The 25,119-nt window shown below is 56.2% G+C and carries 18 protein-coding genes; 10 read left to right on the forward strand and 8 right to left on the reverse strand.

Features of this window, described 5'->3' with window-relative positions; genetic code table 11:
* The first annotated feature begins 16 nt into the window (after positions 1–16).
* Positions 17–1,144, forward strand: coding sequence for a hypothetical protein (locus CEE69_RS09090; RefSeq protein ID WP_099260357.1), 1,128 nt, complete (start codon positions 17–19; stop codon positions 1,142–1,144).
* Here the strand turns inward: CEE69_RS09090 and CEE69_RS09095 are convergent.
* The 3 genes from CEE69_RS09095 to CEE69_RS09110 form a co-directional block, all read right to left on the reverse strand.
* Positions 1,133–2,215 carry a DNA glycosylase AlkZ-like family protein gene (locus CEE69_RS09095; RefSeq protein WP_099260358.1) on the reverse strand — a complete coding sequence of 361 codons (1,083 nt, stop codon included), beginning with the start codon at positions 2,213–2,215 and terminating at the stop codon, positions 1,133–1,135. The two genes, CEE69_RS09090 and CEE69_RS09095, sit on opposite strands and share 12 nt — an antisense overlap.
* Before the next feature lie 24 nt (positions 2,216–2,239).
* Complete coding sequence (locus CEE69_RS09100; RefSeq protein ID WP_099260359.1) at positions 2,240–3,040, reverse strand: hypothetical protein; 801 nt, start codon at positions 3,038–3,040, stop codon at positions 2,240–2,242.
* 452 nt (positions 3,041–3,492) lie between these two features.
* Entirely contained in the window at positions 3,493–4,857 is a 1,365-nt protein-coding gene (locus CEE69_RS09110) for a 3-keto-disaccharide hydrolase (protein WP_099260360.1), read from the reverse strand.
* Positions 4,858–4,940: 83 nt separating this feature from the next.
* Here CEE69_RS09110 and uvrA point away from each other — a divergent pair, with 83 nt between their 5' ends.
* Positions 4,941–7,943 (forward strand): excinuclease ABC subunit UvrA, encoded by a 3,003-nt coding sequence (gene uvrA, locus CEE69_RS09115; RefSeq protein ID WP_099260361.1) that lies wholly within the window; start codon positions 4,941–4,943, stop codon positions 7,941–7,943.
* Between the two features lie 444 nt (positions 7,944–8,387).
* Here the strand turns inward: uvrA and hisG are convergent, their stop codons facing one another.
* The 3 genes from hisG to CEE69_RS09135 all read right to left on the reverse strand — a co-directional run bounded on the left by hisG (position 8,388) and on the right by CEE69_RS09135 (position 10,397).
* On the reverse strand, positions 8,388–9,278 hold the full coding sequence (gene hisG, locus CEE69_RS09125) for an ATP phosphoribosyltransferase (protein ID WP_099260362.1): 891 nt from the start codon (positions 9,276–9,278) through the stop codon (positions 8,388–8,390).
* Positions 9,279–9,382: 104 nt separating this feature from the next.
* On the reverse strand, positions 9,383–9,745 hold the full coding sequence (gene hisE / locus CEE69_RS09130) for a phosphoribosyl-ATP diphosphatase (protein ID WP_099260363.1): 363 nt from the start codon (positions 9,743–9,745) through the stop codon (positions 9,383–9,385).
* Positions 9,746–9,884: 139 nt separating this feature from the next.
* Complete coding sequence (locus CEE69_RS09135) at positions 9,885–10,397, reverse strand: hypothetical protein (RefSeq protein WP_099260364.1); 513 nt, start codon at positions 10,395–10,397, stop codon at positions 9,885–9,887.
* Positions 10,398–10,638: 241 nt separating this feature from the next.
* Here CEE69_RS09135 and CEE69_RS09145 point away from each other — a divergent pair, with 241 nt between their 5' ends.
* The 4 genes from CEE69_RS09145 to CEE69_RS09165 all read left to right on the forward strand — a co-directional run bounded on the left by CEE69_RS09145 (position 10,639) and on the right by CEE69_RS09165 (position 17,016).
* On the forward strand, positions 10,639–14,511 hold the full coding sequence (locus CEE69_RS09145) for a protein kinase domain-containing protein (protein WP_099260365.1): 3,873 nt from the start codon (positions 10,639–10,641) through the stop codon (positions 14,509–14,511).
* A 143-nt stretch (positions 14,512–14,654) separates the two neighbouring features.
* Entirely contained in the window at positions 14,655–15,161 is a 507-nt protein-coding gene (locus CEE69_RS09150; RefSeq protein ID WP_099260366.1) for a hypothetical protein, read from the forward strand.
* Positions 15,162–15,658: 497 nt separating this feature from the next.
* A complete protein-coding gene (locus CEE69_RS09160) occupies positions 15,659–16,333 on the forward strand; it encodes a hypothetical protein (protein WP_099260368.1) in 675 nt (224 codons plus the stop codon).
* Between the two features lie 104 nt (positions 16,334–16,437).
* Positions 16,438–17,016, forward strand: coding sequence for an ECF-type sigma factor (locus CEE69_RS09165; protein ID WP_099260481.1), 579 nt, complete (start codon positions 16,438–16,440; stop codon positions 17,014–17,016).
* A 26-nt stretch (positions 17,017–17,042) separates the two neighbouring features.
* Here CEE69_RS09165 and CEE69_RS09170 read toward each other — a convergent pair whose 3' ends face one another.
* Positions 17,043–17,546 (reverse strand): hypothetical protein, encoded by a 504-nt coding sequence (locus CEE69_RS09170; protein WP_099260369.1) that lies wholly within the window; start codon positions 17,544–17,546, stop codon positions 17,043–17,045.
* A gap of 334 nt (positions 17,547–17,880) precedes the next feature.
* On the opposite strand from CEE69_RS09170, the gene CEE69_RS09175 reads away from it, so the two are divergent.
* The 4 genes from CEE69_RS09175 (at position 17,881) to CEE69_RS09190 (ending at position 24,484) form a co-directional block, all read left to right on the forward strand.
* Complete coding sequence (locus CEE69_RS09175; protein ID WP_099260370.1) at positions 17,881–19,266, forward strand: phospholipase D-like domain-containing protein; 1,386 nt, start codon at positions 17,881–17,883, stop codon at positions 19,264–19,266.
* A 217-nt stretch (positions 19,267–19,483) separates the two neighbouring features.
* A complete protein-coding gene (locus CEE69_RS09180) occupies positions 19,484–21,043 on the forward strand; it encodes a glycoside hydrolase family protein (RefSeq protein ID WP_099260371.1) in 1,560 nt (519 codons plus the stop codon).
* 307 nt (positions 21,044–21,350) lie between these two features.
* Positions 21,351–23,363, forward strand: a complete 2,013-nt coding sequence (locus CEE69_RS09185) for a LamG-like jellyroll fold domain-containing protein (protein WP_099260372.1) — start codon at positions 21,351–21,353, stop codon at positions 23,361–23,363.
* Positions 23,364–23,590: 227 nt separating this feature from the next.
* Positions 23,591–24,484 carry a glycosyltransferase family 2 protein gene (locus CEE69_RS09190; RefSeq protein WP_099260373.1) on the forward strand — a complete coding sequence of 298 codons (894 nt, stop codon included), beginning with the start codon at positions 23,591–23,593 and terminating at the stop codon, positions 24,482–24,484.
* A gap of 36 nt (positions 24,485–24,520) precedes the next feature.
* Here CEE69_RS09190 and CEE69_RS09195 read toward each other — a convergent pair whose 3' ends face one another.
* A complete protein-coding gene (locus CEE69_RS09195) occupies positions 24,521–25,093 on the reverse strand; it encodes an adenine phosphoribosyltransferase (protein WP_199169832.1) in 573 nt (190 codons plus the stop codon).
* Positions 25,094–25,119: the final 26 nt, after the last annotated feature.

Consider the following 25,119-nt stretch of genomic DNA (forward strand, 5'->3'; position numbering starts at 1 on the left):
AGCAGGAGCCTATCAAATGCGAAAATTTGTGCTGATCGTTGCCGCCTTCTCGGTGGTCTTTCCCAGAGACCTATCCGCTTGCTTGTGGGACTACGACACTCTGGCGATGGAGCGGAGACTCTTCCCCGGTGCCCATGAATTGATCGCCGGGTACTTCGTTCGTCATTCCGATGCCTACTATGAGTGGCGAATCACCGATCGGATGAGCAAGCCCGCCGAGCAGCTGAGCCCCTCGGATCTGGATGACATCGCGGTCGCCCACGACAAACTTGGCGATCATGAGAAAGCCATCGAAACAATCTTGAAAAAGATCGAACGTTGGCCGGATCAAGGTCGCTATGAATCCGAGGCGAATCTCGGGACGTTCCACATTCATGCTGGGCATCTGCAAACAGGACTGGAGCACATCGAGAAAGCTATCGCAATCAACTCTGACGCCCACTTTGGTCGTGAAGTTTACCAGCAGCTGCTCGTCGAATATCTCATTGAGAGGCGAAGTTCTTCCGAAGATCTGCCGTTGTCCACTGCCGGCGGTGAAGGTCGAATCGGCTTCACTGCTTTTGTGTTGGACTCGAGGCAACCGCCAGAGGAAACAACATTGGAGGAGATCCAAAAGGCAGCGAAAGGTGTCATGGGAATGATGCGATTTGGAAACGAAGATTCGCCGGTTCTTCTGGAATCACTCGGCGACTTGTTGCTCGCAGACTACAACAACGATGACTCGAAAATGCTGGCCACCCGAGCGTTTCTGAGAGCATCGATGGAAGTGGAAGACCCAGCCGCGAAAACGGGATATCGGGAAAGAGCGAAGTGGACGATCGCAATGCAAAACGACGTCGAATTGGAAGATATCGAAGAGCAATTGATGGCAGAAGTCGAACAGGCGAACGCGTTGTCCCAGCAAATCTTAGACGATGAGAAGTCCTGGATCTCAGCCGGACTAGATGTCGATGCGGAGTTCGAAAAGAAGTACTTCGATGCACCGACGCCCAGCTTTAACGCGGAAGAAGAGAAATCCACAGAAGTGTCGATCGGCATGTCGACGACCGGGGTCGTTATCTGCGTTTCCTCGTTGGTCACTGGTTTGCTCTCGATTGCGGTGCTAGCAAGAAAGCGAAAACATCAAAACGTTTCAGCCATGTGAAATCTCATGGTCACGTTCCCCGAGACGCAGGAACTTGGCCAGATGCCCCACCTCCAAAGTTGCGGCTTCGCGGAAGGCTCGTTCTCGGGGACGACGCCCCGTGTACCCGAAGTCCACTTTCAGCCGGCCCTCCTCGACGACCGCGTTCGCCCATCCAACGATCTGGTCTCGCCACAGCACCGGCATGGCGTAGTACCCAAGTTTCCGTTTCGACTTCGGCGTGTAGGCTTCGAAGCGATAAGTCCAATTCCAAAAGTGTTCAAACCGAGTTCGGTCTCGCACAATCGGATCAAACGGTGCCAAGATCCGCACGACATCCGCGTTCCGCTGTCGTTTTTTTCCTGAGTCGAGAGACATGTATTCGACCTCGTCAATGATGTCCACTCTGACTCGACCAGCGTCGACCAATCCTTGCAAACACGATCGTCGATCCGCGATACTCTCGACAAGATATTTGAAGTGGGACAATTCGCTCAACAGAAAGCGGCGAGTCGTTGCTCCCATCGCCTGCAAAGTGACGAGCATCAGTTCCTGCAATCGTTCTTCGCATGACAATGCTGATTGGAATTCTTCTGCCACTTCGTAAATTCGGATGCCGTTGTTCCGGTTCGAGACGCGCAGAGCACCACGGTTGTGCAGTGATTCCATCGCCATCTTGGCTGATCTCGATACGCCACCCCAGTAGTTCTGCACCCGTTCGCCACCAACGTGCGTCTCCAGCTCCCGGGAGTGCATTGGGCCGTGCTGCCGAATCACATCGAGCGTTTCGCGATGTTCATCGGTCAGTGCCTTGGCCGCCTTGGGGTGGACAACCCGCCAAAGATCTTTGGAGAGGAACCCGTAGGCGTACAAGTAGCACTCTTCCAAATCGAGATCGGGGTAGCTGCGTTCGAGATCTCCCGCTCGATAGTTTTTGACTCGGTGACGCAAGATCAGATCTTGGGCACGAGCCGGACAGCGAATCGGATCAGCTTGTACGAAACCGAGTCGCTTCATTGCATCGGCCAACCCGCAGGGTGAAAACAGGCTGTCATTCAGCACTCGTTTTCGAAATTGATCGAGGGACGGCATGGGCAACGCAACGGTGTCTTGGTGTTAGTTGTTTGTTCGAGTCAACCGAAGATACGTTGTGGGATCATTGGTTGGAACAAGGATGAGATCATCGTCGCTGCCCATTGCCGCATGAAATCCGGTTCCAATCGCAACCATGGCTCCGTCGGATACTGAGAACCATTGTTTGCCAGGTTGGAAAAACGGGTCGGAAGATTGCGCTTCAAAGGTTTCTTGATCAATGAACGTGTATTGATTGGTAGCGGGCTTTCCGTCTGGTGTGACGATTTTGACATTCCATTTGCCAGACATGTCAACATCACCGGCAAGCGGCACCAATGTTTCGCCGAGACGTTTGCTGACTGGTTCGAGAGCCTTGCTGACTTGCTCCTGTTGCATCCGCTTCCATTCCAGTCGTTGTTGCTCTATCTCCGTGATTGCAGGTTTGAGCGAGTCCATGTCCTCGAACAGTTCTGCGGTTCTGGCATGGACACCGGATGTCGCATCGATCACCAGCAGTTCCAATGACGGAAACGGTGCCATTGAACAATTGCCACCAAGCTGTGCCCACTCTCCCGGAAAAACCACCGATTGCGTTGCTTGCATCAACATCGAAAAGTCGAGGGGTGTGTCTGGCGAATCCCCAGCGTCGCGAGTGGCTCGAATGAGATCACCCACCTGGTAGACCACCGGATAGGGTTCTTCGGATTGATACTTGGCTCGTCCGGACGAGTAACCACTTGAGTAGCCAGTTCGATAACCGGCAAAGAACCCGGCGACGCAGAGGCACGCAAACAATAAGAATGCGATTGGATAGCGGAATGATCTGCGGTTCAAAACGGACATGGTGCTGATCGATCAACGGACAAGTGAATGAGAATGAACTTGCTCATTAATCTACCTGCTACCCCCCAAGCGATGTTGGGATGGAGCTCAATCAACTCGGCGTATCGCGGTGACTAATTGAGGCCAGTGCAATTGTCATGTTTCGGATCGCCTCTCTCACACAGAGGCTGTGCGTTTTTTCGACGCGACGTTTGGTCGAATTTCTGCAACAGCCTCTCCCAAAACGAAGTTTTGGGGAGGTTGAGCGACGCCGTTCAGGGGTACGTGAGGGAGGAGGCCGAGCATGAGAAACGGCACGCACTGCCCTCCCCGAAATCCTCGCTGAACGCTCGAATTCCGACCCTCCCAAACTGCGTTCGGGAGGGTGAATTCAACCTTGCGAGCGTGGCATTTAAATAACGCAGAACCTCCATCAAGAGGATGCAACCAAAACGCCAATCGCACCCTAGTTTTCAATTTTTGGGAGGGAACGAGTCGCTTGCTGCGATCCCTCGGTCCAGTACCCAAACGTTGCGGAATCGGACGGGGTCGGAGTGATCTTGCAACAGAGTCGGCAATGGAAGAGCTTCCTCGGCTTTGCCGGCTCCGGTTGGTCCTGGCAATGCGACGTTGTCTTGGACCTTCACGCCGTTGACCCACGAGGTCACGTGAGCGGGACGCAGTTTCTTGCCGTCGGCGCCGAACCGTGCAGCGGTGAAGCGGATGTCATAGGTTTGCCAGGTGAGTGGTGGGAAAGCCATGTTCAAACGTGGTGGCTTGAAACGATAAAGGGCTCCCAGGCCATTGAACACTCGGTCGGTGCCGAACGAGTCCAGGACTTGGCATTCGTAACGGCTTTGCAGATACACACCGCTGTTGCCTCGTTGCTGGCCTTGTTTGCCGGGCATGTGCGGGATTCGAAATTCCAAGTGCAGGTCAAAATCGTTGAGCAACCATTTGACGTTGGCACCTTGGGCGAGCAAACCTTCGTCGGCGATCCGGGCCTTGGAAAACTGGTCGGTGTTCTTGCCATCGAAAAGCACGAGTGCTTCTTTGGGTGGCTGAGCGCCCATCGTGGGGCTGGTGCGAATCACGCGAGGAAGTTCGCCGAGCGAGTCCCCTTCGAAGTTGATCAAGCGGCACTTTTCAGGACCGGCAAACAATGCCCATGGTCCACCGGACAGAACCAGCGTCTCTCCGTTGCGGCGGCCGATCAGCCGAAGCTGGGTCGCCTCGTCGAATTTCTCATCGCCAGGAAGTCCACCTTCGTAGGCGAGGGCTTCGAACTCACCCGAGCCAATGGCGCGGATTTGAATTCCATATCTTTGCTTGATGGATGGCTTGGAAGCGTCTGAGTCGTCGGTTTTCTTTTCGGTTGCAATCGAAACGTCGCCAGCGTATTCACCGATCAACTGGAAGTCGACTGCGGCGGGGCCGTCGGTCGGTGGCAAGGTCCAGACACCCTTCTCGACCCAGGTCGGATCTGGTTTGGGCTCGGACGGTTGTTCTTTGGATTCTTCCGTCGCCTCTTGTTTTGGGGCGTCTGCCGCTTTGTCGGTCATCTCCTTTTCATTCGACTCGTCCGCCTTCGAATCGGCTGGTTTGTCATTTTTTTTCTCCGCCGCCTTCACATCTTTGGAGGCGTCCTCAGCCTTCTTTTCGGCCTTTTCCTGGGCCGGTTTGCCCTCGGATTTGGAGTCGTCCGACTTCTTGGCGGCGACGGGGTCCTTTTCTTGTGCCGACACTGTCTGTGGCGTCAGCGACACCGTCAGGCACAGCGTGAGCAAACCCGTGAAAACGCGTGGGGTTGGGGTCGCGAGAAATTTGCGAAATGACATACTCGAACGGGTCTCGTGCTTTCGGGGATGGTGGGCAGTCTGGGGGGAGGAGACATTTTAATTCAATTGTGAATGGATGCATCATGGGACAAACGCAAAGTTCGACAACAAAGACCCGAGTGACACGACAACCGATCTCGGTTCGTGGATGCCGAGTTCACAACTTGCGTGACGTCGATGTCGACATCCCTCGCGGGGAATTGGTCGTGATTTGCGGACTGTCCGGCAGTGGAAAGACGTCGTTGGCGCTGGACACGCTGTATGCCGAGGGTCAGCGCAGCTACATCGAGAGTTTCTCAGCGTACACGCGGCAGTATCTCAACCAGCTCGACAAGCCCGATTGCGACAGCATTTCGGGGATTCCGCCCGCGATCGCGGTGACTCGGGCGTCGGCGGTGAAGACGAACCGCAGCACCGTGGCAACGTCGACCGAGATCGCGGAACACCTGCGTTTGCTGTTCGCCCGTGCATCGGAATTGGTGTGCTACCAGTGTGGGCAGCCGGTCGTGATCGACAGCCCACAAAGTGTTGCGGCACAACTAAGTGATCCAGCAGCAAAGGTTCAGCGGGCGATCGTGGGTTTCGAACTCTGGTTGCCGAATCGGAAATCCGCTTCGGAGATCTTGCTCGGCCTGCAACAGGAAGGTTTCGTGCGTTTGATCCTCAAGGGGGAAACGTTTCAGTTGTCCGACGAAGACCGCAGCAAGATGGCCAAGCGGATTGGATCGAAGGGAGTGACGGCGACGGTGGTCGTTGACCGGCTTTCCTCCTCGTCGGAAATGTCTCGCTGGACTGAGTCCTTGGAAACCGCGATGACCGAAGGCAACGGGCGTGCGGTCGTGTTGTTCCAGTCCGATGCGGAAGATCGGTTCGCCGGGTTGCCGACCCAATCGATCGACGGACGGGAGATGTTGCAACGAGTCGCCAGCGATCGGCATCGCTGCGATCACTGTGACATTGAGTATCCCGATCCAGTCCCACGAGCATTCAACTTCAATCATCCGATGGGGGCGTGTCCGGAGTGTGAAGGGTTCGGTGATGTGATCGGAATCGACATGGACCGGATTGTTCCAGACAAATCCAAGTCGATTCGCGAAGGTGCGATTGCTCCTTGGAATGCGCCTTCGTATCAGCATGAATTGGAAGAGTTGTTGGCGCTCGCGGATGATTACGATTTGCCGGTCGATGTTCCGTTTTCAAAATTGAAAAAGAAGCATCTGAAGCTGATTCACGAAGGCGTCCGCGAACGCAAGTTTGGTGGGCTGGATGGCTTTTTTGCTTGGTTGGATCGCAAGAAGTACAAGATGCACATTCGTGTGTTTGCATCGCGTTACCGAAGCTATCGGACTTGCCCGGCCTGCGGTGGCGATCGGTTGAAGCCTGAATCGTTGGCTTACAAAGTCGGCGGACGCAACATCTCTGAAATGCTGGCGATGCGGTGTGATGAGCTAGATCAATTTTTGACGGATTGGTTTGGCGACGATGCATCCAGCGATAACGAAGCGGACGTTTTGCATGACGATGTGGTTCGCGAAAAATTGGTTGGGTACCAGACGCAGGCGGAGTTGTTGATTGCGGATCAGCAGCGTCGGCACACGATCGCCAGCGAACCAGTCCGGCAAATTCGCGATCGGTTGCGCTACTTGGATCAAGTTGGGCTGGGGTACCTGCAGCTCAACCGTACGCTTCGCACGTTGTCCGGCGGTGAGACCCAGCGAATCGCGTTGACGTTGGCTTTGGGCAGCACGTTGGTTGGCATGTTGTATGTGCTCGATGAACCAACGGCTGGTTTGCATCCGGTCGATGTGGAGCAATTGGTCGACGCGATCACACAGCTTCGAGACCGTGGCAACACCGTCGTCACGGTGGAGCACAACGACACCTTGATTCAACTCGCCGACCGCGTGATTGAGATCGGACCTGGGGCGGGCGTTGGCGGCGGCTTGGTGACGTTTGAAGGCACGCCCAAACAGTTGATGAAGGCCAAAGATAGTTTGACGGGGCGGTATCTCGGCAAGAATCGAAAGAAGTCGATTCAGTTGGATTTGACGGATGGCCGGACACCGACAGGCTCGTTGGTTTTGAATGGAGCGAGCGGGCACAACCTTCGTGATATTGACGTGGAGTTTCCGCTTGGATGCATGACCGTCGTCACGGGACGATCGGGCAGCGGGAAGAGTTCGCTGATTCATGACACGTTGTTCGGCGCCGTGTCGATTCGGTTGGCTGAGCGTCGCGGCGAAGTGCCGTCCGCCGACATCGTCGCCAACACGCTTCCGTATCGAACGTTGCGAGGCGAGCAAGCGATTGACGATTGTTTGTTGGTCGATCAGTCGCCGATCAGCCGCAGTCCTCGAAGTTGCCCGGTCACGTTTGCGAAAGCGTTTGATCCGATTCGGCAAGCGTTCGCCGGAACGGTTGACGCTAAGATTCGCAATTTCAAACCGGGACACTTCAGTTTCAATTCTTCGGCGGGGCAATGTGCGGCGTGCGAGGGAGCGGGCGTGCAAACGATCGACATGCAGTTTCTCGCGGATGTCTCGATGCGATGTGGCGAGTGTCGCGGGCGGCGATACCGCGACGAAGTCTTGCAGGTTCGCTATCGAGATCGCACGATCGCCGATGTGTTGGAAATGACCGTTCGCGAGGCCTCTGAGTTCTTTCGCGAAATGCCGAAGGTGCAGAACAAGCTCAAACGATTGATCGACGTGGGGCTGGATTATGTCGCGTTGGGGCAACCAGCGACCACGCTTTCCAGCGGTGAGGCCCAGCGATTGAAGTTGGCCGCGTTCCTGGCGGGATCGAGCAAGCGGCGGACGTTGTTCTTGATGGACGAGCCCACGACCGGATTGCATTTCGACGACATCACGCGACTGCTGAAGTGCTTTGACGCGTTGATCGACGAAGGGCACTCGTTGGTCGTGATCGAGCACCATCCGATGCTGATGGCCGCCGCGGATCAGATTATCGAAGTCGGTCCTGGTGCCGCAGAAGAGGGTGGGCAGATCGTGGCCAGTGGGACTCGTGATGAAGTCGCGTCGGTCAACGATAGTTTGACGGGACAGGTCTTGCGGCAGATGCTTTGACGAGCAATCAGAGTAGAACGTTTGTCTCAAACGTTTGGAGGTCGTGCAATATTTTGGAGGTCGTGCAATATTGATGTGCCGTGCTCGCATTGTTGAAATCACCCTCCTGAACGCAGTTGGGGAGGGTCGGAATGCGAGCGTTCAGCGAGAATTCCGGGGAGGGTAGTGCGCACCTTTTCCCATGCTCGGCCCTCACCCTCGCGTACGCCTGAACGGCGTCGCTCGACCTCTCCCCAAACTTCGTTTCGGGAGAGGTACGCCGTGTGTAAGTCAGCCGAAAAGCGGCATCAAAAAAATGAACGACCTCCTTGCGTGGCTGGGTGATGCCGTTGAGCAGCGTTGTGCGAATGGTGTGACACGTTGCGTCTGGGAATCGACGCGGCTTGGTGTTTGTGCGTGGCCTGACGGAACCGTTGAAGGCACTGTTCCGCGTTTGGAGTCGACCTACAAACGACAATTATTGATCGTCATTTCGAAGATGCCGGACGCGCCGATTTCCTTGAGGCGTTCCATGACTTCGACGACTTCGCCGCGTCGGACCATGACCTGGATCGCACACCAGTCTTTGTCTTCGAGCGAGTTGATGGTCGGCGAGTTGAAACCGGGGGTGATCTTTTCCGCTTCGGCAAGTTGCGATCGCGGGATGTTGTATTCGACCAGGGAGTAGTCTCGAGCGAGGACCACGCCTTCGAGTCGCGAAACCAAACGGTCGGCAACTTCTTTGCGGCGATGCGTTCCGTTTTGAATCAGCACGGTTTCGTAGTGGCCGATTTCTTCCAGGATCCGCAAGCGGTTGGCGGCCAGAGTGCTGCCGGTTTCGACCAAGTCGACGATCGCGTCCGCGACGCCAAGACGAATCATCGCTTCGACGCTGCCGGACAACGACACCAGATGTGCTTTCGCGTTTTTGGTGGCGAGGTATTGCTCTGTGACGTGCGGGAAGCTGGTCGCGATTCGTTTGCCGTCGAGCTGTGCCGCGTCGGTGTAGTCTTCGTCATCGGGGACGCAGAACGCCAGTCGGCATCGGCCGACACCAAACGCCATGCGTTGTTCGACGTTGGCCCCGGCTTCTTCGACCAGGTCACTGCCGGTGATCCCCATGTCGATGGCACCTTCGGCACATAGCGTTGGGATATCATCGGTTCGCAAAAAGATCAGATCGATTGGCAGCCCGCTGACTCGAGCGAACAGGCCTCGATTTTGACGGCGAAAGCTCAATCCTGCTTGGTTCAGCAGTCCGGTGGCCAGTTCGCTGAGTCGGCCTTTGCTGGGAATCCCCAAACGCAAAAAATTTTCGGGGTCAGAGCCGCTTCCGAGGGGGGCCAAAGTCGTCATGGGAACCAAAAAAGATCGAGAACCAAAAAGTCAGTGAGGCGAAAAGAGTAATCACTGGACTCGATTTTTGGCAGGTGTCTGTTTGGTGCCGCCCCCATTCAGGTTCACGAATCGGCGGCGTCCGAGTCCTTTTTTGCGGGCCGGGAGGCTTTTTCGACCAAGCCGGACGTGCCTTCTCGACGAGCCAGTTCGGCGGCGACTTCATCCAGTTCGATTCCTCGCCATGCCATCAGGACCATCGCGTGATAGATCAGGTCGCCGGCTTCGTAGATGGCATGTTGGCGGCCGGCTTCGTCGGGTTCATCGGCGGCTTCGATCAGCTCCTCGGCTTCTTCACGAATTTTTCGACCGATCGCCTCCGCACCACCGTTCATCAACTTGGTCGTGTAGGAGCCCTCGGGACGCTCCGCGGCACGAGTCCGCAGGGTGGCCATCAGACGATCCAGGGGAAGCAACGATTCGGGCATGGGATTTCCGTTTCAGCGAAAGAGTTAGCGGCCCTGGCCAACATACTTCCGTCAACAAACGATCGGAACCCGCAGGGCAATGAAGCCCGCGAGTTCCGTTGTCGTTTTGCTGATGGAGCTTTTGCTCAGGCGGTGAAGATCACCAAGGCATGACCGCGTTTTGCACGGGCGGCGTGTAGGGTTGCGCGATGTAGCGGTTGTCGACCGCACGAGCGCGGCTGGTGCTGGATCGTCCGAACCATGAATTCGCGGTCGAGTTGGATCGAGCGTTGGACCAGTTGCCAAGTGCTTTGGCGGTGCTGCTGCTTCTCGAGAATCCACCGTGAGTGACCGCACGTGAATCGGCGTGTGATCGGGCTCTCCAGCCGTTGGCGTGCGAGCGACCTTGGCTGATTGCGACACCGCCGTTGGCGTAGGCGGTGCTGTTTCCACTAGCGAATCCACCGTTGCGTCCGCTGCCTCGCATGTCGGATCGAGCGTAGCCGCCATTGGTGGCGTAGGAGCTGGCATTCAGTCGAGTGTTGCCACGGCCGCTGGCGGTTGAGATCGCGGTGCCGCCGTTGGAGTAGCTGCGGGCGGTGACTTGAGCATTGGCTTCGGCGGTCATCAAGCAAGCGGCTGCGACGGCGATGGCGAAGAGACGAGTGGACATGGCTGGGTTCCTCAGTGAGCGAGTTTCAAGAAGTTGTTTTGAAGGACTTTGTTGTCTTCACCGGAACCTTGCGAGAAACCCATCGCTAACCCCTCATCGTTTTTCGTTTTTTTTTGTTTCCATCGTAAAAAGACGGCCAAACCGAAGCCGTCGACCGTTGGTGTTCGAGTAAGCTTCGCCAGGCGGATTCACTTTTTCCACAGAGATCGACGCTCCACACAATCGATGTTGAACGAACGAGGTGACCGTTTTGCCAGATGACCCGTCATCCAACGCAGAAGACATTTTTTTGGACGCCATCGATCTGCCCGCAGCGGATCGAGAGGCTTATCTGCGGCAGCGGTGCGATGGAGATGCGGAGTTGTTGCGCAAAGTTCGCAACCTAATCGCGGCAGACGAAGCGGCTCAGGATGACGAGTTCTTGAGGTCCAAGTTCATGCCGGCGTCGCCATTGATGCAGGCGTTCGGGGACGACCAGCAGAACGACTCCGGCGACATCCCCGAAGAATACGCCGCCTTCAGCGAGTCCGCTCGTTTCCAAATCCTTTCGCGTCACGATGAAGGTGGATTGGGCGAAGTCTTGGTCGCGCACGACCGGCAGCTCGACCGGGAGGTCGCGATCAAGCAAATCCGGCCGCAATGGAACGGGCACGAAGAAGCCAACGCACGCTTTCTTCGCGAAGCCGAGATCACTGGCCGGTTGGAACATCCCGGGATCGTTCCCGTCTATGCCATGGGGACTTGGAAGGATGGACGGCCGTTTTATGCGATGCGTTTCATCGAAGGACAAACGCTGCGGCAAGTGATTCGCGAATACCGTGATTCATTGAAAGACGAATCGAGGCACGCTAATTCTTCAAACGATGGCGAGCAGGCTCGTTCACTGCGGACGATCCTGAATCGTTTCGTCGATGTTTGCAACACGATCGAATACGCACACAGTCGGCGGATCATCCATCGCGACATCAAACCCGCCAACATCATGGTCGGTCCATACGGCGAGACGCTGGTGGTGGATTGGGGACTGGCGAAGCAGCTCGATGATGGTTCGGAGATTGCGGTCGCTGATAAATTCGATGCGAAACCAGACGCTTCCACGAAAGGCGAAAGCGATTCCAGCCACACGCGAGCGGGCGGGACCGTGGGCACGCCGCAGTACATGAGTCCGGAGCAAGCGAACGGAGATGTTTCACTGGTTGGATGCCAAACCGATGTGTATCTGCTGGGGGCGACGCTGTATCAAATCTTGACGGGATCGGCGCCTCATCAAGACGATTCTGTTAGCCAGATTCTCCAGCGTGTTCGCCAAGAAGAGGTCACACCGCCACGTCGCCGCGATGCGAGTGTTTCAGAACCTTTGCAAGCGATTTGTTTGAAAGCGATGGCGAAGAAGCCCGCGGATCGTTACCCGAGCGTGGCCGCGTTGGCGGCCGACGTGGAACGTTGGTTGGGCGACGAACCCGTGTCGGTATTCAGTGATCCGTTGGCGGTGCGGATTGGACGTTGGGGGCGAAAGCATCGAACGCTGGCGACCAGCGGCGCGGTCGCTGCGCTGTTGTTGATGATCGGCTCCATCGCCGGAGCGGCGGTTTGGAGTTACCAAAGTTCGCAACGTCTGAAGGTTGAACGCGAACGCAATCAAAAGGAATTGGAACTCACCATCGCGAATGCAAAGCGGTTGAACGAGATTCGTAATTCGGTGGACTCCGATTGGCAGGTCGCGGCCAGCGAAATCGAATTCGGACGCTATGAATCAGCGCTGGGCATTCTGCAGCGGGCATCCAAAACGTTGGAGGAAGAACCCGAGTTCAGCCAGGATCGCGATCGGATCGTCGCCAAGGCGGAACGCATGCAGCAGTTGGTTTCGTTCTACGATTTGTCGGAACAAGCCGAAGAGTTTGGGATCATGAGCCGTGACACACAGGGAATCATGGCGGCCTCGAACGCGCTGAAGGCTCTCGGTATTTGGGAGCAACGCGATTGGTGGAACTACCTGCCCAACGAGGATCTGTCAGCCGATCAAAAGGATCGGTTGCTTTGGGACACCTACCAACAATGGATCATCTTGGACGGGATGTTGGTCAAGACGATTGGGACTCGATTGTTCGGGGTGATGAAGCATTCCGATGGTGATTCGGATTCGAGCGAGCGTTTGTGGAAGGCCTGGACGGCGATGCAGACCAAAGCCGGCATCGCAGAAGCTCAGGCGGCCAAGGTCGTGAGCGAACGAGTCGAACTGTTTCGGCAATCGGAGGCGGTGCGCTGGTACCGCGGGATCGCGAATTTCCGTTTGGGCGATGGCAAATGGGTCAAAGGCGAAGAGCTGGGGACGGCTCGCAACGCGGCTGATGCGCAAAAGATCGGCATCATGTGTTTGCTGTCCGCCATGGATCCATCGTTCCGAGTGGTGTTCAAAGATTACAAAAACCTCGACGCCGTCGAAGGTGGACGCCAGTTGTTCCAGCGTTCGGCGTCACTGCGTCCGAACCACTATTGGACGCAGCTCACTCTCGGCCATCTCCAGTACTTCTCCGCGATCCAACAGCCTGAACTGACTTGGCAGAGCTATTCGTTGGCCATTCAAACCTTTGGGCGATGCATCGCGATCAATCCAGACAACTGCTTTGGCTACGCCGACCGTGCTGCTTTGTATCGGATGCAGGCGGATCTGTTGCGAGACGATGAGTCGGTCGATCCGTCCATCCGCGAAGAACGGATCGAAGACCTTTTGTTGTGGAGCATGCAAGATGCGGAAAACGCATTCCGGCTGGGCGAAAAACAACCTTGGGTCGGATGGGTCTACGGCATGACCCTTTCCGCGATCGATCAAAACGAACTTGCCGTTGACGTGTTGCTGGAAACATGTCGGCAGTCGTTGGCTTTGGTGCCGGTGGTGGATTCCGCTTTGATTGCCGCGGAAGATTTGCGAGGACGATCCGATGCGATTCAGTTCGCAGAGCAAATGACGGAGCGGCATAAGGATCAGCCCGTTTACCCGTTGCTACTGGCATCCATTCATCTGACACGCCAGCAGAATGATGTGGCTGAAGTGGTGTTGGGCGAACTCTTTGAATCGGGACAAGTCCATCGGTTGTCGCCGCCCTTACTGGCTCACGCGTTGGCGGCTCGCGGGATCATTCATTTGTCTGCCGAACGATTGGAACTCGCGGCGGAAGATTTTGAGAAAGCCAATCAGTTGGATCCGCATCACTTGTGGGCGGCCTACGGAATCGCTGCCTGCAAGGATCGTTCGGGTGAGTACGAAGAAGCTCTCGGGCTCTACAAGCTGGCATCGAAGCTTGCAAAGCTGAGTGAACACCAGGCGGCATGTTTGTTGGGCATTGGGCGGACGCAAGCCTATCTGCGGAGCTATCCCGAAGCGGCCGAATCGGTTCAAGCGGCTTTGGAAACGCAGCCCGGTTGCGAAGTGCTCGGCGCGGTGCGGCCGTTGTATGACCGGCTGAAGGAATGGTCAAAGACGTCGCGGCCAAAGGAGGAGATGCGGCTGTTGTCGGACTGGATCAAAGAAATCAACAAACTGCCGCGAGCGACGAAGGTGCTGATTGCGGACGGTGAGACGCCAAAGCCTTACCAAGCATCGCTGCTCAATGGTGGCTTTGAGCAAGGCGGATGGAACTACTGGTCCAACGATCGAGGCATCGCGTGGATCAACGATCCGGGATATCGGTCATTGGCCAGCGTCACGTCGTCTCAAGCTCACACGGGTGAGCATTCGATCCGGATCGTGGGTGATCGACCGTTATCGGGTGAAGATGCGACGCAGGCTGACGGCGAAACAATTCCAAAGGGTGGGCGGACCAAACAGGTTTTCCCGATTCCCGAAAATTCGCGGTGTGTTGTCTCGGTTTGGGCCAAGGCAAAAGATCTGGACGAAGACGCTGTGCAATTGATCGTCGATGGATCGCAGGTCCCAGTGACTTTGGATTTGGCCGAGGGAACTTACGATTGGCAGAAATTCGAGAGCGAAATCTACTTCGGTCGCTCGCCGGATCCAACGCTGACCAGCATCCCGATGGAGGTTCAGATTGTCTCGGCCGGCGAGGGCGAAGCGTGGTTGGATGATTTGACGGTGACGGTGTTCGACGCGGATTGAGCCTCAAAACACGGTGTTTTGCCGTCTTTGGAAAAGTTTTGAATTTCGTGAGGGGATCCGAGAGGGGATCTCGCAAGTGTTTGTGAGCCGGCAAGTCAGCCGCTCGAATCACTTCCTGAAACCTTCTGCTTGCGAGAAAAACCATGTCCAAGATCGTCAACTTCAAAGTCCTGTCCGGTGTCGCTGCTCTCCTGTTCGTCGCGGCCACTTGCCAACCCGCTTCGGCACAGAGTGCTGGATCGTATGTCGATTTCCTCAATGGCGGAGCGAGTGCGGGGGCATCCGCGAACGGCCAGTGGAAATTTGCCAAATCGAAGAGCAGTTCTAAGAATGGCACCAACTTCGGCCATGGCTTTGGCGTGGGAGCCGGCCCCAACGGCATCTCGCTGTCGAATTCGATTGGCGTGGGCGGCAAAGGAGTCGGTGGGATCGGTCACAACCTGAACATGACCATCGGACGCAACGGAACACACATCAGCCACGGTGGTGTGACGTCACAAGGAAACGGTCGGATTTACACCGGTGGGAACACAGGGATTCGAAACACTGGCACGCAACGCGGCCAGATTTACGGCGGCAGCACGTCGAGCGGATTTGGCAGCCGCACCCGAGCTTGGTCGAACAGCCGCACGCGGTACTGGAACCGCTGAACTGAAAGTTGAGCTGTGCTTCTCGCTTTCCTCGACCCTCCCGGAGGTCGTGCAGTTTTATTTCACCCTCCCTTTGGGAGGGTCGGCCCGCTTCGGGCCGGGGAGGGTTACGCGCTGGTTCCGATGCTCGACCCTCCCCTCGCTTCGCTCGACCCTCCCAGGGGGAGGGTGATGATAAACGCTTGGCAACACAGCAGTTTAAAACTGCACGACCTCCCCGGAGGGAGGGTGAAGTTTGGAAAGCGCGAATGACCGGGGTTCACCCAGTGAGCCGAAGGGCGTTAGCCCCGGTTACCACCCGCAACCGGGGCCAACGCCCTTCGGCTCATATACTCAAGACGCTTGTTTGCCTGCTGAACTCGCGGACAGCAACCAACGACTTTCCCTTTTTTGACACTCTCGAAATCAACGAACGTCGGAGGATCCGACGCTCTTTTCTCAGTGACCTCGGGCGAGGTCACAACCGCATCTCCATCACCAACTTTCAAGGTGCTCTCATGAAACGTCTCCTCCTTGCTTCCGGTCTTTGTCTCGGGTTGTCCTTTTTCGCGTTGCAAGCCTCGCGTGCCGATCAGCCAGCGATAGGTGCTCCGCCCGAGAAGATCGATGCCGTCGACTCCCTTCATCCAGATTGGAAGGTGAAGTTCGCTCCCGTTCCAGATTTGTTGCGAATGCATTGTCCCATGCTGACACCTGGGCACGGTTTGGTCGTCGAACAAGTGGTCGAATCCAAAGACGCTCCCTTCCGACTCAAACGCGGTGACGTGTTGATGTCGGTCGACGGGATGCCCGTGCTGGAACGCGATGGTGCACCCAAGCTCGCCCGGACGAACGTGCTCGTGTTGCGGCGTGGCCAGATGATTCCTGTTCACAGTGCTCGTCGGGCTCAGGCCAATGCATCCCAATTCGGGCAACCGTTCCCACGGATGAGTCAGTGGTCGTTGCCTGGCCGGACCGGTGTCGCAGTATCCACGTCTGCCTTTGCTGGTAGCAACGAAAGCGTTTCGGTCAGCCAGAATGGTGACCAAGTGACGGTGAATTTGGATCTGCCGAATCTGCATCCAGCACCGCTTCGCTACCAAGGGACGCGTGACCAAATCGAAGACGAAGTTCGCAACAGCAACCTTGCTCCGGCGGTTCGACGTCGTGTCTTGGAAGCGATCGGCCGGTGACCTCCGCGGATCGAAAAGCGGGTATGCTTTCCGGGGCGTTTGATTTCATTGTCAGATCGGCACCGCCGCCTTCGTCCCCGTCTCGTCGTTGGAGTTTTTGTCTCGTGAGCCAACCTGAAACCGAAGTCTCGATGCTGTTGCAGCAGGTCAAGAACGGCGACGAAGAGGCTCGCGAAAAGTTGTTTGTGACGTTGCAGTCTGAACTGCGAGACATGGCGGGGGCGTTGATGCGTGGCGAGCGTCCCGATCACACGTTGCAAGCGACCGCGCTGGTCAACGAGGCCTGCGTGCGGTTATTGGACACCGAGGCACTGAAGAATGTGTCCGATCGTCGGTACATGTTTGGAATGGCCAACCGGGCGATGCGGCAGATCCTGATCGACCACGCACGGCGTCGACGGACCAATAAACGTGGCGGTGACTACCAGCGAGCTTCCTTGGATGTGGTGCTGGACAACTTTGAAGCCAACAACCGTTGCCAATACGAAGATTTGGAATCGGCGTTGGAAGGGTTGGAAGCGACGTCACCTCGCCAGCGTGAAGTCGTTGAACTGAGGTTCTTTTCCGGACTGACGAACGAAGAAGTCGCCAAGGTTCTTGAAATCAGCGTCGCGACGGTGGAGCGTGATTGGCGTTTGGCGAGAGCGAAGTTGTTCGATCAACTGCGAAGCCAGGATGCGTAGCCTAAGCGTTGCATCCGGGCATCACTTCAGCGATTGAACAGTTCTTCGGGTGCAGCCAAAGCCTGCTCGATTTCTGGTTGTTCAGTAACTGTTGTCTCTTCGCGGTGATGCGAGCGAGGCGGGCGTCCCGAACGCTGCCACAGTTCAATTTGTTTGCCTTTGGCTTCTTCCAAACTGTGACTCATTTTGGAAGCACTCTGCTGAGCGTTGGCGAGCAGTTTCGAAACGGAACCCAATCGCGGATCGATTCGATTGGGCGAGATGCTGGCGATCGATTCCAATTGCGATTGAGCCAAAGCGAGTTGATTCTCGAGCTCAATCACTCGTGATTCAGCGTTCTCGACTTCGGTCAAAGTCTCTTCATCGAACTCAACACCAGCGAAAGAACGAATGCCAGCGTCTTGCAACACTTCGCGAACGGTTGTGGGCGTCAGGAACAATGCCAGCATCGCCAACACCAAGATCAACTCTCGGATGGCAGCAAAACCGTCTCGCACGGACGCGAAAGTCGAAGGGGTGGGCTCGTCCATGGAAAATCCTTTTCCAATCGATGAAATGGGACAAGCTCATCTTTCGCGTTTTCGAGCGATCCGAGTCTAGATCGGTTCGCGCATTTTGAGCTGGCGTTTGAAGAGCCTTCACAAACGTCCTGGATTCGGAACGCACTCGCGGCGTGAAACTGGCGGATTGCACTGCTTGCGAAGCGCCGCGAGGCTGCTCACTCACCCGGTGAAGGCAACAAGACCGTTGGCAGGGCCTGAATCAGTTGACTCGTACTGGGCCAGTTGGCATGGATCATGCCTTCTTGGTGGAAGATCAGGCAATCATTCCGACCTGTGTTTCATCCTTGTTCCAAGCTCCCGCATGATTTGGATTGTCGCATACATCAGCAGCGTTCTCGGTGCCTTTCTGACAATCGTTGCCATGACCGTGATTCGTCAGGAAGAACGTCACAATGTCGGGCGCCTGGGCTGGTTGGGGTTAGTGCTGTTATCACCACCAGTCGGGCTCGCCCTCTTCTTATGGCTCGGTGGCCGGAAAATCTCTGCTGAGCACTCCGAGCGCAAGCTGGTTGATTTGCCGCCAGCGGAATCAGGAAGTGACTGCTCACGAACCGGCCTGGAACAGATGTTGGAACGACGAGGCCTGCGCTCACCCACGATCGGAAACAAAACCAAACTGCTCTATGAAACCGAGGACGTCTACGATGCTTTCATTGATTTGATCGATCGAGCGGAGCACACGCTCTACCTGATGACGTTCATCATGGACGAGCGAAACTGCACGCGACAAATCGTCGAGCGACTCTGCGAGCGTGCCCGTGATGGCCTTCAAGTGCGATTGCTTTGCGATGGGTTTGGCTGCTTTCAAATGTCGGACGATCAGCTCGATCAAATTCGCGAAGCGGGTGGTCGGGCAGAAAGGTTCAAACCAATGTCCCAACTCAGCCGACTCGCCTATTTGAATTTCCGAAACCACCGCAAGCTCGCGGTGGCGGATGGTGCGCGAGCGATCCTCGGAGGAGCAAACTTGGTCGAAGAAGAGCTCCATGATTCTGGAGAGGAAGAACCTTGGGTCGACATGAGCGTCTTAATCGAAGGCCCCGCTGCCGCCCAATTGCAGGCCGTGTTCTGCAGCGATTGGAACTTTACAACCGAGGAGGAATTGCCTCCCGTCGACTTCGAGCGTCCCAATCCACCGGAGCAACCCGAGGGCACTCGAATGACGGTCATGCCCATCGGCCCAGACGGTCCGGATGAGATTCTGGAAGACTACTGGAACTTCATGATCAACCGAGCGGAAGATCGCATCTGGATTTGCACGCCTTACTTCGTTCCCACTGCACAATCCATGCGTTGCCTGGAGTCCGCTTGTCGCCGCGGGGTGGACGTTCGAATTCTCGTTCCCGAGGACAGTGACTTGCCGCCTGTTGATTACGCGCGGATCGACTACATGGACGACCTGCAACATTTGGGTGGGACACTGCATCGCTATCAAAAAGGCATGGTCCACGCGAAAATTGGGATCGTGGACGAGATGGCCGTTCTGGTCGGTTCGGCCAACTTTGATGTGCGATCATTCTTTCTCAATTATGAACTGTCGGTCGCCATTCACGACAAATCCACAATCCAACAGTTCAGCGATTGGTACGAGTCGCTCTTACCGGATTGCGAACTTGGATTGCCCAAGCACACTGTTTGGCGGTCCACGTTGGGGCTCGGGGCTCGCCTGTTTGCCTCGGAGTTGTAACGACGCTCCGCAATCGTCGTCGGCCGAGGCAGCTGAGTGGCACGACCTTCTGTGACATCGCAGTTCGAATCGGAGCCAGCTTCAAGATTCACGTCGATCTGCAATGAAGAATCGTCCACAATCTGACCGGCCAGCCCCACACTCAGACACATTCAACCTGTTCAACGAAAGTCGCCCTTCGCTGGGTAGCCTTGCAATTTAAACACCTTGGATCCGCATGTATTCAGAAACAGCCGGCACACGAAAAACTCTCGGTGATGTTGATATCCTCTATCACGACGGCCTCTACCATCTCTTTCATCTGGTTCTACCCAACCACGATTTCATCGCTCACGCCGTCAGCAACAATTGTTTCTCGTGGCGACGTGTCGAGAATGCGTTGTTCATTGGCCATCCCGGCGGCTGGGATGACTCGATGCTCTGGACGATGCACGTGAGCCCCAACCCCGACCGTCCCGGATCATGGCGGATGTTCTACACCGGACTCTCACGCCGCGACCACGGTGCGAAACAACGACTTGGGATGGCCGAGAGCGACGACCTCTATTGCTGGACCAAAGCTCCGGTTGCTTGGGAAGATCGCCGTTCGGAGTTGCCTTATGATTTGCCCGGTCGGCCTCCCCAACCGCCATTCCAGCAGGATATGCAGAGCTGCTTTCCCCTCAGTCCCGATCGCGAGTATTACGAGTCGGAAATCGATGAAGCGAGGAACTGGGTCTCATGGCGAGACCCGTACTACTACCACGAAGATGGACGCGGTTGGTTGCTGGCGGCTGGCCGAGTCAACCACGGACCAATCGTCCGTCGCGGATGCGTGGCGGTGATGGAAGAGGTCGCGCCGAATCAATTCGAACAACGACCACCCTTGCATCATCCTGGCCTGTACGACGACATCGAGGTCCCCAACCTTTTCAAGATCAACGGCGACTACTATCTCGTCGGCAGCATGCGAGAAGACGCGAAAATTCGCTATTGGCATACAGAGAAAATTGGAAAGCCATGGCGAACTTACGCGGACAACGTGTTGCTGGCCAGTGGCAACTACGCTGGCAGGATCACCACGGATGACAAAGGGATCCTGCTTTGGAGCTTCTTCACCCCCGGCGGTGAAGATCGACAAACCGGCAACTTGATGCCTCCACCCAAACGCATTTGCCGCCTGCCAAACGGCCAATTGGAAGTCCGCACCTTCGAAGGGTTCGATTCGCTCGTCGATCGTTCGATCCCAGTCAAGAAGCTCACTCCGATCAAACCGGTCGAATGCCAGTCCGCTCGCACATCAAGCGAGAACTCGTTTGATTTGGATTGCGAGTCCGGCTTTCAATGCTTTGCAATGGAAGAAAACCTCAGTTGCTTTCGTTTGCAATGCGACCTGAAGATGATGGATGAGGGAAAGTGTGGCGTCGCGTTCCGGCTCGATCGCGAATCACATGACGGATACTACCTGTCGTTGGATCTATTCAAAGGCGTCGCACAACTTCGTGCGTGGGGCAGCGGGCCAGACGGGTCGGGTGAAGAAACGATGCAGTTCCAAAGCCTGCAAGCTGGATACTGGGAGCGTGAAGTCCGTGGCGAAGTCGAACTGCGGTTGATCGCCTACGGCAGCTACATCGAAGTCTCCGTCGGCGGTCATGTGCTGTTGTCTCTCGCGGACCAAACATTCAATTACGGTGCGATCGGGTTCAACCTGGAAAGTGGCAACCTGCGGGTATCAAATCTATCCGTCGAACGTTTCCACCCACCGGTCCAATCAGACGAACACCTCGCCAACGGCTGATCACGACTCTCGATGCAGAGGGATTCAAGCCGCGGAGAATTGCGGACAAAACCACCAACAAGACTGAAGGCATGGGCCAAGCTTATGCTTCGGCTTGAGGCAATTGATCAACGACAAACTTCCTTTCGATCTTCCAAGGTCCACTCCCGGGCTCTCTTCGTCTGGCCGGCCCCGTGGCGGGGCGACGGAGTAGCCTCGGACGCCACTTCTTCGCTCAAAATTCACAGGTCGGCCACTTGGGCTAAACTCGGGATTGTCTACGTTTACACGCGAAATTCCGCGCCCGCCTCCTTCCGTGACACGCAACATGCCCACCTCATTCTCAACCCGCCTGAACAAGTCGATCGCTTCGGGGCTTTTGTGCCTCGTTTCGGTTGCTGGTTTGCCAGCCGTTTCGTCTGCCCACGATGGCGACGAGGGACACTCGCACGAGCATCAAACCAACGACAGCTTCTACACGACTCGCGAGAGCACGCAGGTCCTGCCCCTCGCCAATGAAGAAGACGCGTTTCACTTCGTCGTCTATGGAGACCGCACCGGCGGAGTTCCTGCTGGATTGAAGGTGCTGGAACAAGCCGTCCAGGACACCAACCTGTTGTCGCCTGACTTGGTGATGACGGTTGGCGACTTGATCCAAGGGTACAACGAGAAACCCGAATGGATGCGGCAAATGGCCGAGTACAAAGAGATCATGAATGAGCTCGATGTGCGTTGGTTCCCGGTGGCCGGCAACCACGACGTTTACTGGCGTGGCAAAGGTCCCGCACCCCAGGGCCAACACGATTCGAACTACGAAGAGCACTTCGGACCGCTTTGGTACACGTTCCGTCACAAGAACGCTGGCTTTGTGGTTCTCTACAGCGACGAAGGTGATCCTGTATCGAACCAAAAAGCGTTCAACGTTGGCAAGCTTCAACGCATGAGCGACAAGCAACTGGAATTTCTCTCCGAAGCATTGAAACAACACAAAGATCTGGATCATGTGTTTGTCTTCTTGCACCACCCTCGCTGGATCGGTGGCGGCTACACCGGATCGAATTGGGACACCGTCCACGGCATGATGAAAGACGCCGGAAACGTTTCCGCTGTCTTCGCTGGTCACATTCACCACATGCGTTACGACGGCCCCAAAGACGGCATCGAGTACTACACGCTGGCGACCACCGGCGGTCACCTGTCAGCTGATATCCCCGGTGCTGGATTCTTGCACCATTTGAATGTTGTGACAGTTCGTCCCGATGACATCTCCGTCGCGTCGTTGCCGGTTGGTGCCGTGATGGATCCGACCGAATTCACTCCCGAATTCGTCGAAGAGATCAATTTGGCTCGCAAGGTGCGTCCGATCATCACCGAAAGCGAACTGTTGTTGAACACCGATGGATCGGCGTCCGGCCAAGTCGTGGTGTCAATCAAGAACCCTTCGCCTCGCGAAATGGACGTGACCGCATCGATTGGATCCGCGTCACGGGATTGGCTCAGCTCTTTGGATCACGACCACATGACCTTGGCTGCTGGTGCCAGCGAAACATTCACTGTGAAACTTCGTCGCATCGCCGACGACTCCGCGACTTGGACCATCCCTCGCATTGAACTGGATCGCGTCTTCATCGGCGAATCAACTCGGATTGAACTGCCCAGCGTTTCGACTCCCGTCAAACTGCAATTGGCCGCTGTGCCAGCAGATTACTTCAGTGGCGATAACAATCAGTGCTTGGAAGTCACCGGCGAGCGTTCTGCGATTCGAGTTGATTCCGATGCACTGGCGTTGCCCAACGGGCCCTTCACCTTGGAAGCATGGCTAAACCCCAGCCAAACCGAAGGCATGCGTGGTGTGGTCGCGAAAACACAAAGCAGCGAATTCGCGATTTTCTCTGACGAAGGCGTGCCGCAGTTTGACGTCAATCTGGACGGCAAATACTACTCTGCCAAAGCCAAGGACAAACTCGCGGTCAACGAGTGGACTCACGTGGCCGGCGTGTTCGATGGTGAAAACGTGCGAATTTATGTCAGTGGCAAGCAGATCGCTTCGGTCGCGGCAAAGGGCAAACGCAAAACCAATCGGTACCCGTTGTACGTGGGTGCTGACCCGGACAATGCCGGACAACCCACACGATCGTTCCTCGGCAAGATTGACGAAGTTCGCATCACGACGGGTGCCGTCTACACGGACGATTTCGAACCGGCTCGTCGTTTGTCACCAACCGCAGACACGCGTTTACTGCTGCACTTGGATCGTACCCTTGGCCCGTATGTGCTGGATCACAGTCCCGCCGCCGGGATGGGCACGTTGGGACCAAATTCCAAGTTCAGCACTCGCTGATTTGGAGAGTTGGCATCTCGCTGGTCGCGTCATTGACGCCGCCAGCTGACCTCGATTGCTGCAACCGTTGCAATCCTCAGCACTACAGCTCAAAGGGAAGGTCCACTCATTCGAAAATCTTGGTCGAGTCCGCTCGGCCGAGAATCGTTGCCCATAGTTTCCGTGGCGATGTGCCCCGATCGCTATTCCCTGGCGATTCACACGGCGACTTCAAAGCGACGACCCCTATGACGACCACTTTCCAACCGAGTGTCGAGAAGTTCCTGGCGGCACCTGAACAACTTGATCAGGCGCTGACCACCCCGGATGATGCAGTCAATCCGGATGAGATCCTTCAGCGGATCGACGACACGCTCGGCCTCATCGCCGAAGCCAACCAGATCGCGTGTGGAGCATCGCCGGTCAAGCAGATCGATGTATCAGTCATCGTTCCCATCCACAATTGCCGGGAATTCATTCCCGAAGTGATTGACCGAATTGATGAGGTCATGCCACCGGCAACCGAAACCATCTTGGTTGATGACGGGAGCGAGGACGGAAGCTGGCACTACCTGCGAGGACTTCCCGAGCGTTCCAACCGAACCATCCTGCACCGACGACGACACCATGGTCGCGGGTCTGCTATCCGTATGGCACTGCGTCACACGCGCGGACACGTCGTCGCCATTCAAGATGCCGACATGGCCTACGATCCCGCGGATCTCCTCGGTGCGATCTGGCCCATCTTGGAAGAACAAGCCGAAGTGGTTTACGGCTCGCGTTCGATGCGTCGCGGCGGATCACACAGCAACAACTTGCGTGGCGGGCTGAGCAACCGGATGCGTCGCATCGTCAATCGTTGCCTGACCACATGCAGCAACCTGACCACGGGTCTGCACCTGTCCGATCTCGAGACCGGACACAAAGTCTTCCTCGGAGATCTGATCCGCTCCTTGCCGCTGACTGAAACCGGATCCGGCATCGACGCGGAAATCACAGCGAAAGTTGCCCGAGCCGCTTCCACCGTGATGGAAGTGCCAACGCACTACACCGCGGACTTGCGAGCCCCCGAGTACGCTCGCAACGCAAAAACCGCGATGACGACGCTTCGCAGCCTGATCGCACACCGCAACGGCAACTGATTCGCAACGGCATGAAACGTTGCCAAAGTCCTCCGCTCAGATGCTGGGGCCGGGCGGACGGTTTTGAATGCTGAGTTCGTCCTCCGCATCATCTCCGCCATAATCCAGCACACTGTGCACGTGGTAAGGCGACAAGCGAGCTTCGCCGCCCAAAGCGACCAAGTGGATCAGGAACGAACAGCCGACAATCTCTGCGTCGCATTTCTCAAGCAGTCGCAAACAGGCTTCCACCGTTCCGCCGGTCGCCAACAGATCGTCCACGATCAACACGCGTTGGCCAGGTTTGATTCCGTCGACGTGAATTTGCAATTCGTCGGTCCCGTACTCCAGTTCGTACGCGAAGGAGTGCAAATCAAACGGGAGCTTTCCCGGTTTTCGAATCGGTACAAAGCCCGCATCGAGTCGCATTGCCAACGGCGTTCCAAAGATAAAACCGCGAGCCTCCGCGGCGGCGACCACATCGATCTTTTGATCCAAGAACGGCTTCGCCATTTCATCGACCGACGCATTCAGCGCGTCAGGATGGGCGAGCAGGGGAGTGATGTCTCGAAACAGAATGCCGGGCTTGGGATAATCCGGGATGTCACGAACGTGATGACGCAGATCCATGTGCTGATACGATTTTCGTTGAGAAG

The organism is Rhodopirellula bahusiensis, from assembly GCF_002727185.1.
Taxonomy (GTDB): domain Bacteria; phylum Planctomycetota; class Planctomycetia; order Pirellulales; family Pirellulaceae; genus Rhodopirellula; species Rhodopirellula bahusiensis.